The 15,983-nt window shown below is 44.6% G+C and carries 17 protein-coding genes and 1 other annotated feature (1 of these 18 only partly in view); of the genes, 15 read left to right on the top strand and 2 right to left on the bottom strand.

What is annotated here, in order from left to right; translation table 11 throughout:
* Positions 1 to 33 (top strand) — a binding site (T-box leader); it begins 166 nt to the left of the window's first position.
* A 65-nt stretch (positions 34 to 98) separates the two neighbouring features.
* The 8 genes from epsC (at position 99) to IGI88_RS06950 (ending at position 5,285) form a co-directional block, all read left to right on the top strand.
* A complete protein-coding gene (epsC, locus tag IGI88_RS06915) occupies positions 99 to 635 on the top strand; it encodes a serine O-acetyltransferase EpsC (protein ID WP_034872105.1) in 537 nt (178 codons plus the stop codon).
* On the top strand, positions 628 to 2,040 hold the full coding sequence (gene cysS / locus IGI88_RS06920) for a cysteine--tRNA ligase (protein ID WP_005232905.1): 1,413 nt from the start codon (positions 628 to 630) through the stop codon (positions 2,038 to 2,040). Before epsC ends, cysS begins: the two co-directional genes overlap by 8 nt.
* Positions 2,037 to 2,459: a Mini-ribonuclease 3 gene (locus IGI88_RS06925; protein ID WP_005232904.1), complete on the top strand. Its 423-nt coding sequence runs from the start codon at positions 2,037 to 2,039 to the stop codon at positions 2,457 to 2,459. Before cysS ends, IGI88_RS06925 begins: the two co-directional genes overlap by 4 nt.
* Entirely contained in the window at positions 2,425 to 3,264 is an 840-nt protein-coding gene (rlmB, locus tag IGI88_RS06930; protein ID WP_005232903.1) for a 23S rRNA (guanosine(2251)-2'-O)-methyltransferase RlmB, read from the top strand. The genes IGI88_RS06925 and rlmB overlap by 35 nt, the downstream gene beginning before the upstream one ends.
* The gene (locus tag IGI88_RS06935) at positions 3,261 to 3,779 is read left to right on the top strand and encodes an NYN domain-containing protein (RefSeq protein WP_005232902.1); all 519 of its coding nucleotides are present in this window, start codon (positions 3,261 to 3,263) and stop codon (positions 3,777 to 3,779) included. The genes rlmB and IGI88_RS06935 overlap by 4 nt, the downstream gene beginning before the upstream one ends.
* Positions 3,780 to 3,874: 95 nt before the next feature.
* Complete coding sequence (locus tag IGI88_RS06940) at positions 3,875 to 4,438, top strand: sigma-70 family RNA polymerase sigma factor (protein ID WP_005232901.1); 564 nt, start codon at positions 3,875 to 3,877, stop codon at positions 4,436 to 4,438.
* An 87-nt stretch (positions 4,439 to 4,525) separates the two neighbouring features.
* Positions 4,526 to 4,771 (top strand): Veg family protein, encoded by a 246-nt coding sequence (locus IGI88_RS06945; RefSeq protein ID WP_005226417.1) that lies wholly within the window; start codon positions 4,526 to 4,528, stop codon positions 4,769 to 4,771.
* A 61-nt stretch (positions 4,772 to 4,832) separates the two neighbouring features.
* A complete protein-coding gene (locus IGI88_RS06950) occupies positions 4,833 to 5,285 on the top strand; it encodes a GNAT family N-acetyltransferase (RefSeq protein ID WP_086298923.1) in 453 nt (150 codons plus the stop codon).
* Positions 5,286 to 5,381: 96 nt separating this feature from the next.
* On the opposite strand, the gene mscL is transcribed toward IGI88_RS06950, so the two are convergent.
* Entirely contained in the window at positions 5,382 to 5,828 is a 447-nt protein-coding gene (mscL, locus tag IGI88_RS06955; RefSeq protein WP_429960303.1) for a large conductance mechanosensitive channel protein MscL, read from the bottom strand.
* 161 nt (positions 5,829 to 5,989) lie between these two features.
* Between mscL and yfmF the strand changes: the two genes are divergently transcribed.
* The 7 genes from yfmF (at position 5,990) to rny (ending at position 14,960) form a co-directional block, all read left to right on the top strand.
* On the top strand, positions 5,990 to 7,258 hold the full coding sequence (yfmF, locus tag IGI88_RS06960) for an EF-P 5-aminopentanol modification-associated protein YfmF (protein ID WP_429960304.1): 1,269 nt from the start codon (positions 5,990 to 5,992) through the stop codon (positions 7,256 to 7,258).
* Positions 7,251 to 8,549, top strand: coding sequence for an EF-P 5-aminopentanol modification-associated protein YfmH (yfmH, locus tag IGI88_RS06965; RefSeq protein ID WP_429960305.1), 1,299 nt, complete (start codon positions 7,251 to 7,253; stop codon positions 8,547 to 8,549). Before yfmF ends, yfmH begins: the two co-directional genes overlap by 8 nt.
* Positions 8,550 to 9,013: 464 nt before the next feature.
* The gene (locus tag IGI88_RS06970) at positions 9,014 to 9,916 is read left to right on the top strand and encodes a helix-turn-helix domain-containing protein (RefSeq protein ID WP_429960306.1); all 903 of its coding nucleotides are present in this window, start codon (positions 9,014 to 9,016) and stop codon (positions 9,914 to 9,916) included.
* A 132-nt stretch (positions 9,917 to 10,048) separates the two neighbouring features.
* The gene (pgsA, locus tag IGI88_RS06975; protein WP_042890631.1) at positions 10,049 to 10,630 is read left to right on the top strand and encodes a CDP-diacylglycerol--glycerol-3-phosphate 3-phosphatidyltransferase; all 582 of its coding nucleotides are present in this window, start codon (positions 10,049 to 10,051) and stop codon (positions 10,628 to 10,630) included.
* A gap of 127 nt (positions 10,631 to 10,757) precedes the next feature.
* Positions 10,758 to 11,996: a competence/damage-inducible protein A gene (locus IGI88_RS06980; RefSeq protein WP_429960307.1), complete on the top strand. Its 1,239-nt coding sequence runs from the start codon at positions 10,758 to 10,760 to the stop codon at positions 11,994 to 11,996.
* A 102-nt stretch (positions 11,997 to 12,098) separates the two neighbouring features.
* Complete coding sequence (gene recA / locus IGI88_RS06985) at positions 12,099 to 13,142, top strand: recombinase RecA (RefSeq protein ID WP_008376737.1); 1,044 nt, start codon at positions 12,099 to 12,101, stop codon at positions 13,140 to 13,142.
* A gap of 243 nt (positions 13,143 to 13,385) precedes the next feature.
* A complete protein-coding gene (gene rny, locus IGI88_RS06990) occupies positions 13,386 to 14,960 on the top strand; it encodes a ribonuclease Y (protein WP_005232891.1) in 1,575 nt (524 codons plus the stop codon).
* Between the two features lie 302 nt (positions 14,961 to 15,262).
* On the opposite strand, the gene treR is transcribed toward rny, so the two are convergent.
* Positions 15,263 to 15,979 carry a trehalose operon repressor gene (gene treR, locus IGI88_RS06995; RefSeq protein WP_005226457.1) on the bottom strand — a complete coding sequence of 239 codons (717 nt, stop codon included), beginning with the start codon at positions 15,977 to 15,979 and terminating at the stop codon, positions 15,263 to 15,265.
* Positions 15,980 to 15,983 lie beyond the last annotated feature (4 nt).

The following is a 15,983-nucleotide window of genomic DNA, read 5'->3' on the forward strand; positions in this document are numbered from 1 at the left end:
AAAAGTGGGACCACGCAAAAAAGCGTCTTTTGAATAAGGAAACTTATTTGAAAGACGCTTTTTTCGTATCAAGAAGTTTGGATAAAGCAGGTGAGAAGATGACTTGGTTCAAAAAAGCAATTGCGGCAACAAAAAAACACGATCCGTCGGTGCGATCAACGTTGGAGATCATCATCACGTATCCGGGATTCCATGCCTTATTTTGGCATCGTTGGGCGCACTTTTTGTTTCAGCATCGCTGGTATTTTTTGGCAAAACTGACGGCCCAGTTTTGGCGTTTCTTGACCGGGATCGAGATTCATCCTGGTGCCCAGATCGGCCAAGGGGTCTTTATCGATCATGGGATGGGGGTCGTGATTGGGGAAACGGCGATCATTGAAGATGATGTCGTCTTGTTTCACGGAGTCACCCTGGGGGGAACCGGCAAAGAGCGGGGCAAGCGTCATCCCACGGTTAAAACCGGTGCGTTTCTCTCAGCCCATGCGCAGATCTTAGGTCCTGTCACGATCGGTGAATATGCAAAGATCGGCGCCAATGCAGTGGTTTTGAAGGATATCCCCGCAGAAGCAACTGCTGTCGGCATCCCGGCAAAGATCGTTCGAATCAAAGGAAAGAAGGTTACCCACGATGATTAAAATCTATAATACGCTGACACGAGAAAAAGAAGTGTTTCAGCCATTGGAAGAAAAGAAAGTAAAAATGTATGTTTGCGGACCCACCGTCTATAACTATATCCATATCGGGAATGGCCGCAGTACTGTTTCATTTGATACCGTACGTCGTTATTTCGAATACCGCGGCTATACAGTGGACTATTTGATGAATTTTACCGATGTCGATGATAAAATCATTCGTGCAGCAAAAGAATTAGGTACGACGGCCCCAGAAGTGGCAGAGCGTTTTATCAACGCCTTCAATGAAGATACTGCAGCGCTGAATGTCAAACCTGCTACGATGAATCCTCGTGTGATGGATCATATTGAAGACATCATTGCCTTTATTGCTGCTCTTGTAGAAAAAGGCTATGCCTATCCAGTCAATGGCGATGTTTATTACCGTACCCGTAAATTTGCTCACTATGGGCAATTAAGCGACCAATCCATCGACGAGCTGGAAGTCGGCGCAAGCCAGCGAACCGGTGAAGAACAAAAAATCAAGGAAGATCCGTTGGATTTTGCTTTGTGGAAAGCGGCAAAAGGCGATGAGATCGCTTGGGAATCTCCTTGGGGAGCCGGCCGTCCCGGCTGGCATATCGAATGCTCGGTGATGGCGACCAAACACCTAGGCGAGACCATCGATATTCATGGAGGCGGACAAGACTTGACCTTCCCTCATCATGAAAATGAGATCGCCCAAAGCGAGGCAAAAACCGGCAAGACCTTTGCCAACTATTGGATGCATAATGGCTATGTGACGATCGGTGAAGACGAAGAAAAAATGAGTAAGTCGCTGGGCAACTTCGTCACGGTGCATGAGATGGTCAAAAAAGTTGATCCACAGGTGCTGCGTTTCTTTTTGGCAACGACTCAGTACCGCCGACCAATCAAATACAGCGAGACTACCTTGCATGAAGCACAAACCAATCTGCAAAAATTGCGTACGACCTATGAAAATGCCAAATTCCGCTTGAATAGCAGTCACTATCAAGCCAGCGATGAGGAAGTCAATGCACCGGTTCTGGAAGAATTTGAAGAACGTTTCATCAAAGAAATGGACGATGATTTCAACGCGGCTAATGGGATCACAGTGGTCTATGAATTGGCGAAGTGGCTGAACTTAGCTAGCGAAGACCCAGAAACAGACTTGGCTTTATTAACCGCTGGATTAGCCAAGTTCAGCGAATGGCTGACGATTTTCGGGATTTATTTTGTATCAGAAGAATTGCTAGATGAAGAAATCGAACAGCTGATCAATGAACGAATCGCCGCCCGCAAAGCCAAAGATTTTGCCCGCAGCGACCAAATCCGTGATGAGTTGAAAGAACAAGGGATCATCTTAGAAGATACCCCGCAAGGAACCCGATGGAGACGAGAAGTATGAGAGATTATAAACAATTGAATGGTTTGGCATTGGCCTATGTGGGGGATGCGGTCTATGAAGTCTATATTCGCGATTATTTAGTCGCCCAAGGCCAAACCCGACCAAACCAACTGCACCATATGGCGACCCACTATGTATCTGCCAAGGCCCAAGCAGCGTTGATCCAAAAGATGTTGGATGAAGAGATCTTGACCGAAGAAGAACATGATTTTTATCGTCGCGGCCGTAATAGTAAAAGTCATACGGGTGCCAAAAATGCCGATGTCACGACGTATCGCATCGCTACTGGCTTTGAATCGCTGATCGGGTATTTGCACCTCACGCAGCAAAAAGAACGCTTAGACGAGCTGGTAGACTGGTGTATAAAGAAAGTAGGAGAAGAAGATGCGAGAAAAACCGCAAAGAAAGCGTCCAAATAAAAAAACAGCTGGCCAATCAGAAGCTAGAAAAGAAAATAGACCGGATCGCCGCAAAGAAGCCGAGGGAGAAGCCATCGAAGATAATTTTGTCTTTGGCTATCATGCGGTTGCTGAAGCCTTGAAAGAAGGGCGAGGCAACAAGCTGTTTCTTTCTGAAGAGGCAAGGGGAGAAAAGATCGATCGTCTGAAAGAAATGGCACGGGAACAGGCAGTTCCTGTCAAATGGGTGCCAAAACAAAAGCTGGATACGATGAGTGACCAAGGGGTCCATCAAGGCATGATCTTGGCGATCACCCCTTACCAGTATTTGACCTTGGATGAATTGTTGGCCCAAACGAAAGAACAGCCGCTGTATCTGATTTTAGATAATCTAGAAGATCCCCATAATTTCGGCTCCATCATGCGAACCGCTGATGCCAGCGGCGTAGACGGGATCATCATTCCGAAACACCGTGCGGTGGGGATCACGCCGATCGTGGTGAAAACATCGACCGGCGCAGTGGAACATATCCCTGTGGCTCGAGTGACCAACTTGACCCAAGCAGTCCAGCAGCTGAAAAAAGCTGGTTTTTGGATCTTCGGTACTGATATGAGTGGCAGTGATTACCGCACATGGAATGCCCAAGGGGCGGTCGGTTTGATCATCGGTAACGAAGGTCGCGGCATGGGGGAAGGTTTGAAAAAAGAAGTGGATCAAATGCTGACGATCCCAATGACCGGGCACGTGCAGAGCTTGAACGCCAGTGTGGCGGCAGGCTTGTTGATGTATCAGGCCTTTACTAGCCGAAATGGGGCATCCCAATGAAAACCCCTTTGCTGATCGTGGATGGCTACAATATGATTGGCGCTTGGCCGGAGCTGGTTCTTTTGAAAAATCAGGACCGTTTAGAAGATGCGAGAGAAGCTTTGCTGAACCGGCTATCGAATTATGCAAAATATGAAGGCTTGAGAATCATCGTTGTTTTTGATGCCCAACTGGTGCCTGGTGTGACACAAAGTTACACCAAATATCAGCTGGAAGTTATTTTTACCGAAGAAGGAGAGACCGCCGACAGCTACATTGAACGAATCGCTGGTGAGTTAAACAATCGATTGACGCAAGTCACCGTCGCTACCAGCGATTTAGCCGAACAGTGGGTGATCTTCTCTCAAGGTGCTTTGCGAACTTCGGCACGGGAATTGTACAAAAGCGTGGAAAAAACAGAAAAAGACATCCACGAGCATCAAACCGATTTGCGGTTTGAAAATTTCCGGCGCAATTCCCCTTGGTCACCGGAACAATTAGCTGAACTTGAAAAGAAATTGCGCGACCTTAGTTAGGGACAAAGTTGGTCTGGTAAATTAGAAGATGTCCCAGCCATTTATGATACGCTCCTTTTGTAGCAAATGAAGCAAAAACAAAAGGAGTGATATCGATGCGCAGGGAAGAAGGACAAGTATCACACCCTTCTGATAGATTTGAAGAGTTGTTCAGAAAATATCGACCGATCGTTGAGATTTTGCATAAAAAATATTATCTGCGGGATTATGACTTAGATGATTGGCTGCAAGAAGGCCGGATCGTTTTTAATAAGTGTCTAAAGACTTACGATCAGGACAAAGGAACGACGCTGGGTATCTTGTTTAAGCGATCCTTTGAAAACCGTATCTGCAGCTTGTTGCGGGCGCAGCATGCCCAAAAACGCAAAGCCCAAGTCGATGCCTGCTCGCTGGAAGAAAAGCTTTCACAAGAAGGCAATCGGTTTTTGACCGATCATAATCGCTGTGCGGAAACTGCAGAGACCTATTTGTTTGTTAATGAATCGTTGGTAGAGTATCCGAAAAGTTTATCGTCTTTAGAAAGAATGGTTATAATGAATTATTTAAAAGGATTAGAACTTGATCAGATTGCGGCTCAAGAAAAGCTGTCTTACGAAAAAATAAAAAGCGCTTTCAGCCGCGGTAGGACAAAATTGATAGCGCTTATCAAAGACGTTTAACAAAAATCTTATTGAAAGTAGAATTATTTTATGGTAAACTTGAAATTTTCTGCATTTCGTGGTATAATGATGCTCGAGGTGAATGCGATGCCAACAACTTTAGCTACAATCAAGAAAGATTTAGAAGGCCGTATCGGTAGTGAGATTATGCTAGTTGCTCAGACTGGACGTAAGCGTCAAACTGAACGTCGCGGCGTTTTGACAGAAACTTATCCTTCAGTTTTTGTTGTAGATTTGGATCCAAACGAGAATTCATTCGAGCGGGTTTCTTATAGTTATTCAGATATTTTAACCAGAACTGTTGAGATTGAATTTTTATCGGAAGCTGTTTGAAACAAAAAGAGTTGACACTTTGTTGACTCTTTTTTGGTTCAACAAGATAAGGAGTGATGGGATGGCGTTTTTTCTAAAAGAGTTAGGGGAAATGACTGGGGTGGAGTTTTATCAACTTGCCCGTTTGCGCACAGCAGTTTTTGTGGTGGAACAAGCGTGTGCGTATCAGGAGATCGATGTGATCGATGCACAGGCCAAACATTTATGGGCCCTTGATGAGGACGGGCAGGTCGTTTCATACGCCCGTATTTTCCAGCAGGAACAAACGGTGCATTTTGGTCGGGTCATTGTGGCACCGGCATACCGGGGGCAAAAAGAAGGCCATCGTCTGATCAAAGAAGTTTTGCATCGCATTGAGCAGTGTTATCCGGCTTTGCCTATTGAGATCGAAGCACAAGCCCACTTAGAAAAATTCTACGGCCAGTATGGCTTTAAAACCATTACACCGCCTTTTTATGAAGACGGGATCCTGCATGTCGGGATGAAAAAAGAAGCAAGCACAGCGACTCTCTAGAGCGGTTCGCCGTGCTTGCTTCTTTTAGCGCTATGATTGATGGATCGGATGAATCCGAATTGCTTCTTTTGTCCTTAATGACAAAGAGCCGGTTTCTTATCTGATCGTATCGTCCAATGATGTTGGACGTGGATCAACGGTGTTGGCAGTAGGCGTTTGCGCTTTTAAAAGATCACGAATCTCTTCTAAATAATCCTCTGCAGTGATTTCTGGTACTTCGTCTTCCTCAGGTTGTTGTTTCAGATTGCGTAATTTGTTCACTGCTTTGACAATCAAGAACAAGACAAATGCGGTAATCAAGAACGTAATAATGGCAGTGATGACGCGGCCAAAATCAAAGACTACATTTTTGGCGGGTTCAACGACCAAGCCAGAAAAGGCATCGGCGTTACCGAAGAGTGATAAGATCCATGAAACCAATGGTGTCAGCAATCCTTCAACTAAACTAGTGACGATTGCGGTGAAGGCACTCCCGATCACGACCCCGATCGCCAAGTCAATGACGTTTCCTCGTAAAATAAATTCTTTAAATTCTTTAATCATCCTGTATCCTCCCTTCTAAATCTTACTGACAGTATAGCGAAAAATGCAAGATTTATAAAAAAAAACGCTCGCTGCAGCAGGTTTGATCAATGAGCCAAGGAGAAAGTTTGTCAGCTATGCTATAATTGAAGAGATAATTTTGCTTCTAGAAGGGGTGTCACATGTCTATTGAATTAAAAAAAGGTGTTCGGTTAACGGTGCTGCCGACCAAAAAGTATAAAACGATCCGTTTTTTCGTTCGGTTCACTGCACCATTGCAGGCCGAAATGACCGCCAAACGGACTTTATTGACTAGTTTATTAGAAACGACTAGTTTGGCTTATCCGACGCAGACCGCATTTAGCAGTCAACTGGCGGAGCTTTACGGTGCCAGCTTTGGAATGAATGTCAACAAACGGGGCAATCTGCATCAAATCAATGCAGCGATGTCCTTTGTCAACGGGAAGTATGTGTCAGATGAAGCAGTCTTGCCGCAAGCAGCCGCTTTTTTAGCAGAAGTTTTGTTCCATCCGAATGCCCACGAGGAGCAATTTGAGGAAAAGAACTTTACCATCGAAAAGCACAACTTGATCGCCTATATGAACAGCGTGGCAGAAGATAAGCAAGCATTGGCTTCTTTAGGGCTGCAAGAGTTGTATTTCGAAAACGATCAGAATCAGAAGTATCCGAGCTTTGGCCGTCCCCAAGACTTAGAAGCTGTGACCGCAAAAGAGCTTTACCAAACCTATCGCTCAATGATGGACAATGACCAAATCGATCTTTTTGTGATCGGCGATGTGGTTGAATCAGAAGTCGCGGAGATTTTCCAGAACATGGCCTTTACCGATCGGCCAGACCAAGCAATACCGGTCTTTTATCAGCAAGCGGCGGAAAATATCATTCGCGAGAAAATCTTGCGGGAACCAATCATTCAAGCCAAATTGAACTTAGGCTATCATACTGGCGTGTATTATGACCAAGCCGAGCGGATCGCCTTTATGGTCTTCAACGGGTTGTTTGGCGGATTCCCTCATTCAAAACTGTTTATGAATGTCCGAGAGAAAGAAAGTTTGGCTTATTATGCTTCCAGCAGTATCGATACGTTTCGCGGGTACTTGTCGGTCCAAACAGGAATCGACGGCAAAAACCGCGACAAGGTCTTCAAATTGATCGAACAACAGCTGCAAAGCTTGCAGCGTGGCGAAGTCACAGCGGAAGAACTGGCACAAACAAAAGCGATGTTGAAAAACCAGTACTTGCTTTCGTTGGATAACCCACAAGCACTGATCGAAACAGCCTATCTGAATCAGTGGGTACCGAATACGAAAATGACGGAAGATGAATTTATGCAGAAATTGGCTCAAGTGACCGTAGCAGATGTCCAAGCATTGGCCAAAAACGTGTCCTTGCAAGCTGTATTCTTCCTGGATAAGGAGACGACCCATGAATAAAAAAGTCTATCAGCAAATCAATGAGACCCTTTATGAAGAAGTATTGCCAAACGGCTTGAAAGTTTATTTGCTGCAAAAAGCCGATTTCCATAAAACTTACGGACTTTTCAGTACGAACTATGGCTCTGTCGACAATCATTTCGGGTTTTCACCCGAAGCATTGCATCAAGTTCCAGATGGCATTGCCCATTTTCTAGAGCACAAACTGTTTGAAAAAGAAGACGGCGATGTCTTTCAAACCTTTGGTCAGCAGGGGGCTTCTGCCAATGCCTTTACCAGTTTCACGAAAACCAGCTACCTTTTTTCGGCAACCGATCAAATCAAGCTGAACCTTGAAACGTTGATCGATTTCGTTCAAGCCCCGTATTTCACAGAAGAAACCGTCGAAAAAGAAAAAGGGATCATTGGCCAAGAAATCCAAATGTATGATGACGATCCGAACTGGCAGCAGTTTTTCGGCATCATCAAAAATTTGTATCCGAAGCACCCCCTGCATATCGATATCGCTGGTACGGTGGAAAGCATTGCGCAGATCACCGCAGAAGACTTGTATCTTTGCTACAATACCTTCTATCACCCAAGCAACATGACACTTTTTGTGGTAGGCAACATCGATCCGGAAGAAACGATGGCGTGGATTCGGACCAATCAAGCGGCCAAGACCTTTCCAGAAACGCAAGCGATCATTCGCCAGTTTCCTGAAGAAACCTTTGCCGATATTCAAGCAGAATCAAGCCTTACCATGCCAGTGACACGTGCTAAAGGCGTGTTAGGGATCAAAGGGGACTTGAACAAACTGCCGGAATCAGGAAGAGAGCTCTTACGCTTCAAAAATGCGTTGAACCTTTTCTGCCAATTGGTTTTAGGCAATACTTCCGCCAATTATTTGCGTCTGTATGATCAAGGCATCATCGATGACACGTTTGGATTTGAAGTGAACTTGGATCGCGGCTTTTACTTTGCCGATTTCTCGGGGGATTCTGAAGAGCCAAAAGAAATGTTGGCAGAGATCGAAGCGATCTTAATGAATTTCCAGCACGACCCAGAGATTAATGAAGAAAACTTGACGTTATTGAAGAAGAAAATGCTAGGGAAATATTTCCAATCACTGAACTCATTGGAGTTTATTGCAAACCAGTTTACCCAAAGCTTATTCGGTGAAACGACGCTCTTTGATCTACCGGAGGTGATCCAATCGATCACTTTGGAAGATGTTCAGCAAGCGGCTCGTTCCTTTATCGATCCTAAATCGTTTAGCCGTTTTTACATGTATCCAACGGAAAAAGCCTAAGCGAAGGCTGGTTTTGTCAAACAGCTGTCATTTAAGCGACACTGAATGATTCAAGGAGGAAGGCCCAACAGCTCAAGGGCTGCCCAACTCCTAGATCATTCAGTGTTTTCTTTTTGCGTCAAAGGGTGGTTTTTTCTTGCATTTTGATGCCAATTTGGCGAAAAGTATTAAAATTTGTTTGCGAGTTGTGGTTAGGCTATCCTCAGACTTTTTCTTTTATGGTATTCTTTAATTATTGAAGCAAAATCTTTTTTTGTTTTTTTGCAAAAAATCACGGAAAAAATGTTATATTTAGTAGACGGCGCGCCCAGATGGAAATCGGCGTGACGGAGTTTTTTTTATTGACTGATACAGGGAACCCCTGTTTTAAAATGATAGAGCAGCTTTGCTGACCTTACGACAAGCAGCGCAGCGATTTTAGGGCTTTTTTTAAAGATGAATAAAAGACTGGAGTAGATGATCGAGTGGCCAACGAAACAACGATTGGAGCAAAATTACGGCAAGCCCGTTTAGATAAAAACATTTCATTGATTGAATTACAACAAATGACAAAGATCCAAAAACGCTATTTAGAAGCAATTGAAGCGGAGCGTTTTGATCAATTGCCAGGCACTTTTTATGTCCGCGCGTTTATTCGCCAATATGCAGCAGCGGTTGGAGAAGACGGCGACAAATTGGTGGCCGTTTTTGATGGCAAAGATACGTTAGACGCCCCCTTACCAAAAAGACCGCAACCTGAAACCGTCAGCGGCTCACGAAAAGCACAGCACGTAGAAGAAAAAAGCGGCTCATTTGTCGTCCGCTATTTGCCGATGATTCTATTAGGCTTGGTTGCCATTACGATCGTGAGTATCGTGGGCTACATGGCTTGGCAAGACCGTAATACAACACCGATGATCCAAGGGAGTTCTTCTCTCGTGGTAGAAAATTCGGCGTCTACAGCTTCCACCACGACAAGTACGGAAGAAACCAGTACTTCGAGTGAAGCGACGGAGTCCTCAAGTACGACGGAATCCAGCGAAGCGAAAATGACGATGACGGCTAGCGATTCCACGCAATCCTCGATCACGATCACGATGAAAGATGTGGAAAACCCTATTGAATTAGCATTTACTGGGCTAGATGCTTCTTGTTGGGTCGGTGTACAAGTTGACAACGCTTATGTGTACCAATACACTCTACAAGCGGGGGAAACGCAATCGATGACGCTACCAGAAGGCGCCACGAATGCAACTTTGACCCTGGGAGCAAGCCAAAATATCTCCATCAAGGCCAATGGACAGGAAGTGGACTTTTCTGATCCACAATTTGAATTGTTACAAAAGACGGTCCGTCTCGTGATTGAATACCAAGACGATGCGGCATAAATCTGACAAATGCGCCTTATTGAGGTATCATTAGCTAAAAAGTTATCTGTTGCACCCGACTGGTGAAAAGCAGAAGTAGTGGCATGATTTGCCGTTATTTCGTACAATAGTCGGCAGAGAGGAGTCTATTTCGTGAATTTACCCAATCAATTAACTGTATTACGGATCATTATGATCCCCATCTTTATTTTGGTCTTGGTTTTGCCGATCGATCTTGGCACGATGACCGTTGGTACGACACAATTAGAAAACACGCACCTTATTGCAGCGATCCTTTTTGCGGCAGCCAGCATTACGGACTGGCTAGATGGCAAGATCGCTCGTTCCAGAGGCCTTGTTACCAACTTCGGGAAGTTTGCTGACCCGTTAGCAGATAAAATGCTCGTCATGACGGCTTTTATCATGCTGGTCGAATTAAACAAAGCCCCAGGCTGGGTAGTTTCGATCATCGTTTGCCGTGAGTTGGCAGTGACAGGTTTACGCTTGTTGTTAGTGGAACAAAGCGGCGAAGTCATGGCTGCTGCGTGGCCGGGGAAAATCAAAACCGCGACACAAATGGTTGCGATCATTTTCTTGTTCTTGAACAACATTCCCTTTTCAATGATCGGTTTACCTGTCGATCAAATCATGTTGTATCTATGCTTGATCTTCACGATCTATTCCGGGGTCGATTATTTCATAAAAAATACGAATGTTTTTAAAGATTCTATGTAAAATTTCTAGATCTAGATAAAGAAGCGATAAAAACAAGGATACAAGTCACGAAAGTTCAGAAGTTTTCTGGACTTTTTTTGTCAATATGAAAGACTTTTACGTATCTGATAAATGAAGGAGTAAAAGAATGAAAGCAGAAATTATTGCAGTCGGGACCGAATTACTTTTAGGACAGGTGGTGAATACGAACGCGACCTTCTTGTCAGAAGAACTGGCAAGTCTAGGGATCGATGTTTTTTATCATAGTGTTGTCGGGGACAATCCCGATCGCTTAGAGGAATTGCTAACGATCGCCGACAAACGCAGCGACTTGATCGTGCTGTGCGGCGGCTTAGGGCCCACCGACGATGACTTGACGAAACAAGTCACTGCGCGCCATGTGGGACAGGAATTAGTGCGAGATGAACCAGGTTATCACCAATTGAAAGCCTTCTTTGAAAACAGTCAACGGAGGATGACGGAAAACAATTTGCGGCAGACCTTAGTCTTCAAAGACGGTGTGTCTTTGCCAAATCCCAATGGACTAGCGATCGGGATTTTTTATCAGACAGCCGCTACCAGTTATTTGCTGCTGCCAGGACCGCCAAGTGAACTGCAGGCGATGTTTCTTACCCACGCAAAACCACTTCTGTTAGAGCAGTTTCCCCAAGAAGAAGTCTTGCTTTCTCGCGTTTTGCGCTATTACGGGATCGGGGAATCGGCGTTGGTCACAGAATTGGCCGATTTGATCGAGAACCAAGTCAATCCCACCATCGCCCCTTATGCCAAACCCAATGAGGTCACATTGCGTCTGACGGTTAAAACCGCAGATGAGGCGCAAGGAATCAAACAATTGGATGCATTAGAAGAAACCGTCCAAGCACGGGTCGGTGCGTATTTCTATGGATATGGGGAACAAAATTCGCTGGCAGAAACAGTCGTCGATCTACTAATCGAGAAAAAGAAAACCGTCACCGCAGCGGAAAGTTTGACCGCTGGTTTGTTTCAAGCGACCTTAGGAGGGATTCCTGGCGTCTCTGAGGTGTTTCCCGGTGGGTTCGTGACATATTCTGCTGGAACAAAAAGCAAGCTCTTAGGCATCGATTCAGCGCTTTTAGAAAGCTATGGGACTGTTAGTCAGGAGTGTGCGGAAGCAATGGCCGTCTATGCCCGCAAACAAGCAGAGACCGATTATGCGGTGGCCTTCACCGGTGTTGCTGGTCCAGACGAACTAGAAGGCCAGCCCAAAGGCACTGTTTGGATCGCCTTAGCTTCTGACAAAGGCGTCTCAAGCCAGCTGTATCACTTCAACCGCGACCGCGCCTATATTCGGCATAGTGCTGTCATGGCAGGCTTAAATCAAATACGTAAGGAATTATTAAATTAATGCGAATGTTTGTTCGTTTTTTCTTGCAATTTCCCTTCAGAAGGACTATTATTATCTTATGAACGACACACGAAAGTGATGAATATAAGGAGGATTATCCGTTTGGCAGATGATCGTAAAGCAGCCTTAGATGCTGCACTAAAGAAGATTGAAAAGAACTATGGTAAAGGTGCCATCATGAAGCTTGGCGAAAAAGTTGATCAACAAATTTCAACGATCCCAAGTGGTTCATTGGCCTTGGATGTTGCATTAGGTGTAGGTGGTTACCCACGAGGACGGATCGTAGAAGTTTACGGCCCAGAAAGTTCTGGTAAAACGACAGTTGCTTTACATGCCATTGCGGAAGTCCAAAAAAATGGCGGAACAGCAGCATTTATCGATGCCGAACATGCGTTAGATCCTCAGTATGCGCAAAAATTAGGCGTAAATATCGATGATCTTTTGTTATCACAACCAGATACAGGGGAACAAGGATTAGAGATCGCTGACGCCTTAGTTTCAAGTGGTGCGGTTGATATCGTAGTTATTGACTCGGTAGCAGCTTTAGTCCCACGAGCGGAGATCGATGGTGAAATGGGTGATACCCACGTTGGTTTGCAAGCTCGTTTGATGTCACAAGCATTACGGAAACTTTCTGGTTCCATCAACAAAACGAAAACGATCGCGATCTTTATCAACCAAATTCGCGAAAAAGTTGGGATCATGTTTGGGAATCCAGAAACGACACCTGGTGGACGTGCGTTGAAATTCTATTCAACCATCCGTTTGGAAGTACGTCGTGCTGAGCAATTGAAATCCGGTACAGATATCATCGGGAACCGCACGAAGATCAAAGTAGTCAAAAACAAAGTAGCGCCACCATTTAAAGTAGCGGAAGTCGACATGATGTATGGTCTAGGTATTTCACAAGAAGGTGAATTATTGGATATGGCCGTGGAACAAGACATCGTTGATAAAAGCGGTGCGTGGTATGCCTATAAAGGGGATCGCATCGGTCAAGGTCGTGAAAACGCCAAAAACTATATGCGTGAACACCAAGAAATGATGCTAGAAGTTTCTGCTCGCGTCCGCGATGCTTACGGGATTGGAACAGGAGAGACCGTAACCCTCGAGGAAGCGCAAGAAGAATTACCATTAGACGAATAAGTCTTGAAAAAGCCAAACAACGAGGTTGTTTGGCTTTTTTGTGGCTTTTTGCTAGATTCATCTATTGTTGAAAAAACATCCGTAAAAAGGAAGGGTTGCGAAAGTTTACTTTATTATTTAAAGTTGACACTCTTGTGTTCAAACATTAGAATAAACGTATGTGGATTTCCACATAAGAAGTAGCGAATTGATAATTTTGTTATCCTTTGTTAATCAAAATTACAAAATATTTAAAAAGATAGTATGGAGGTGGATTCATTGGAACTACTTTACATTCTCCTCGCTATCATCGGTTTAATTGTCGGTCTTGGATTAGGAGTTTATGTGACGAAATCTCGTCATGAGAAAGAAATCAACGGCGCCCAAAATTCTGCAGCTGGAATTATCGAAAGCGCTAAGAAAGAAGCAGAAACTCTTAAAAAAGAAGCATTGTTAGAAGCTAAGGAAGAAAATCAGAAGTATCGGTCAGAGATTGAAAGTGAGTTGAAAGAAAGCAAACTTGATTTAAAATCACAAGAAAATCGTTTACTCCAAAGAGAACAAGTACTTGATCGTAAGGACGATTCTTTGGAAAAACGAGAACGCTCACTTGAAGATAAAGAAGGCAGACTTAGTGAGAAACAACAATTAATTGACGAGCGAGAAAAAGAAGTAGAAAACTTAATCGATGGACAACAGAAAGAATTAGAGCGCATCGCCGCGCTGTCTAGAGATGAAGCAAAAGAGTTGATCATGAAATCAACGGAAGAGGAATTGAACCATGAATTAACGATCATGGTCAAAGAATCTGAACAGCGTGCGAAGGAAGAAGCAGATCGAAAAGCAAAAAATCTCTTGTCCCTAGCAATCCAACGTTGTGCCGCAGACCAAGTGTCTGAAACCACGGTATCGGTCGTATCATTACCAAATGATGAGATGAAAGGTCGAATCATCGGAAGAGAAGGTCGGAACATTCGGACCCTTGAAACATTGACAGGGATCGATTTGATCATCGATGACACGCCAGAAGCAGTCGTCTTATCAGGATTTGATCCGATTCGCCGTGAAATTGCTCGTATGACCCTTGAAAAACTGATTCAAGACGGCCGGATCCATCCAGCTCGAATTGAAGAAATGGTCGAAAAATCTCGGAAAGAAATGGATGAGCATATTCGTGAATATGGGGAACAAGCAGCCTTTGAAGTCGGTGCTCACACCCTTCATCCAGACTTGATCAAGATTTTAGGTCGTTTGCGTTTCCGTACCAGCTACGGACAAAACGTCTTGAACCACTCGATCGAAGTCGCAAAACTAACCGGTGTTCTTGCCGCAGAATTAGGCGAAGATATTCAGTTAGCCAAACGTGCCGGACTCTTGCATGATATCGGGAAAGCCCTTGACCATGAAATCGAAGGCTCTCACGTTGAGATCGGGGCTGAGTTAGCTGCCAAATACAAAGAAAATGGTGTGGTGATCAATGCGATCGCTTCTCACCATGGAGATGTTGAAGCAACATCGGTTATCTCTGTTTTAGTTGCAGCCGCAGATGCCTTGTCAGCAGCCCGTCCAGGTGCCCGCAGCGAATCATTGGAAAATTATATTCGCCGCTTGCAAAACCTAGAAAATATCGCCAACGGCTTCAAAGGTGTCGATTCCAGTTTTGCCGTCCAAGCCGGACGTGAAGTCCGTGTAATGGTCAAACCAGAAGAGATTTCTGATTTGGATGCTGTACGATTGGTTCGCGACATCCGCAAGAAGATCGAAGACGATTTGGATTACCCAGGTCATATCAAAGTAACCGTTATTCGCGAGACCCGCGCAACGGATTACGCCAAATAGCAAGCAAAAGCAGTATCCTCTCAGAGGGTACTGCTTTTTTTGTGTGGCTGACTGTTAATAAGGACGACTGAGTTGTTCAAAATCAACTGTGCTTTTCATCAGTCCCATAAATGATTGAGCCTTTTTTGTTCGTCGGCAGCCAAACGCCGGGAAAGCAAAAGGATGAATCGTTAGCGACAGAGGCGAAAAGAGGAAGGATCGATCCAGCATCATCTCGAGAGGGGGGGATTGAAACATAAAACAGACCCAGACTTCTCGGTGAAGTCTAGGTCTGTTTTGTCTTTTTCACGTCTATACGTCCATCAAATCTTGCGTCGACGGGCAAAGTCCACAAAGCGGAATTTATCCAGTCGGTGGATCGATTCGGTGTATTCAAAACAGCGCGTGTCTTCTAGATACACGAGGCTGCGAACCGTAACGACATGCTGATCTTCAGGACGCAGATCCATTAGATCCCGCAATTCTTTGTTGACGGGGTCAACAGTGATTTCTTTTTGTGCATAAGCGATCTCAAGGCCAAGATCATTTTCAAAGTAATCAAAAATCGATACTTTCGCTCGGTTTTCTGGCAACTCTTCGATGATAGAAGCATCAAGGTAATCTTTATCCAAAATCACCACTTCTCCATCGATTCTCCGCTGACGGATCAGTTTCCATGCCTCAGAAGCGACAGGCCAACCAGTGGTTTCGTGCAGCTTTGGCGAAACGGCGATCTTACGGATCTCGACAACCTTTGTTTCACTAGGAATGCGTTGGGTATCTTGCAGCTCACGAAAACTCGTCAAGCCGGAAATCGGGAAATCAAAGCGATTCAAGTCTAAAACGATCGAACCTTTCCCTTGTTTCTTTTGGATATAACCAGCATCCCGCAATAAATTCAATGCCTTACGGACAGTCTCGCGGGAGACACCATAAGTTTTGATCAATTGGTTTTCGCTAGGCAGCAAAGAATGCGGAGGGTATTCGTTTGCTAGAATTTTTTGTTCTAAATCTAAAAATATCTCTTTGAACTTGTTCATCGGA

Source organism: Enterococcus sp. AZ179 (assembly GCF_050498885.1).
In the GTDB taxonomy this organism is placed as follows: Bacteria; Bacillota; Bacilli; order Lactobacillales; family Enterococcaceae; genus Enterococcus_D; species Enterococcus_D entomosocium.

What these genes read in the sequence shown, in the direction of transcription:
- epsC (WP_034872105.1), top strand. Translation starts at nt 99, where the DNA reads ATGACTTGGTTCAAAAAAGCAATTGCGGCAACAAAAAAACACGATCCG.
- cysS (WP_005232905.1), top strand. Translation starts at nt 628, where the DNA reads ATGATTAAAATCTATAATACGCTGACACGAGAAAAAGAAGTGTTTCAG.
- IGI88_RS06925 (WP_005232904.1), top strand. Translation starts at nt 2,037, where the DNA reads ATGAGAGATTATAAACAATTGAATGGTTTGGCATTGGCCTATGTGGGG.
- rlmB (WP_005232903.1), top strand. Translation starts at nt 2,425, where the DNA reads ATGCGAGAAAAACCGCAAAGAAAGCGTCCAAATAAAAAAACAGCTGGC.
- IGI88_RS06935 (WP_005232902.1), top strand. Translation starts at nt 3,261, where the DNA reads ATGAAAACCCCTTTGCTGATCGTGGATGGCTACAATATGATTGGCGCT.
- IGI88_RS06940 (WP_005232901.1), top strand. Translation starts at nt 3,875, where the DNA reads ATGCGCAGGGAAGAAGGACAAGTATCACACCCTTCTGATAGATTTGAA.
- IGI88_RS06945 (WP_005226417.1), top strand. Translation starts at nt 4,526, where the DNA reads ATGCCAACAACTTTAGCTACAATCAAGAAAGATTTAGAAGGCCGTATC.
- IGI88_RS06950 (WP_086298923.1), top strand. Translation starts at nt 4,833, where the DNA reads ATGGCGTTTTTTCTAAAAGAGTTAGGGGAAATGACTGGGGTGGAGTTT.
- mscL (WP_429960303.1), bottom strand. Translation starts at nt 5,828, where the DNA reads ATGATTAAAGAATTTAAAGAATTTATTTTACGAGGAAACGTCATTGAC.
- yfmF (WP_429960304.1), top strand. Translation starts at nt 5,990, where the DNA reads ATGTCTATTGAATTAAAAAAAGGTGTTCGGTTAACGGTGCTGCCGACC.
- yfmH (WP_429960305.1), top strand. Translation starts at nt 7,251, where the DNA reads ATGAATAAAAAAGTCTATCAGCAAATCAATGAGACCCTTTATGAAGAA.
- IGI88_RS06980 (WP_429960307.1), top strand. Translation starts at nt 10,758, where the DNA reads ATGAAAGCAGAAATTATTGCAGTCGGGACCGAATTACTTTTAGGACAG.
- rny (WP_005232891.1), top strand. Translation starts at nt 13,386, where the DNA reads ATGGAGGTGGATTCATTGGAACTACTTTACATTCTCCTCGCTATCATC.
- treR (WP_005226457.1), bottom strand. Translation starts at nt 15,979, where the DNA reads ATGAACAAGTTCAAAGAGATATTTTTAGATTTAGAACAAAAAATTCTA.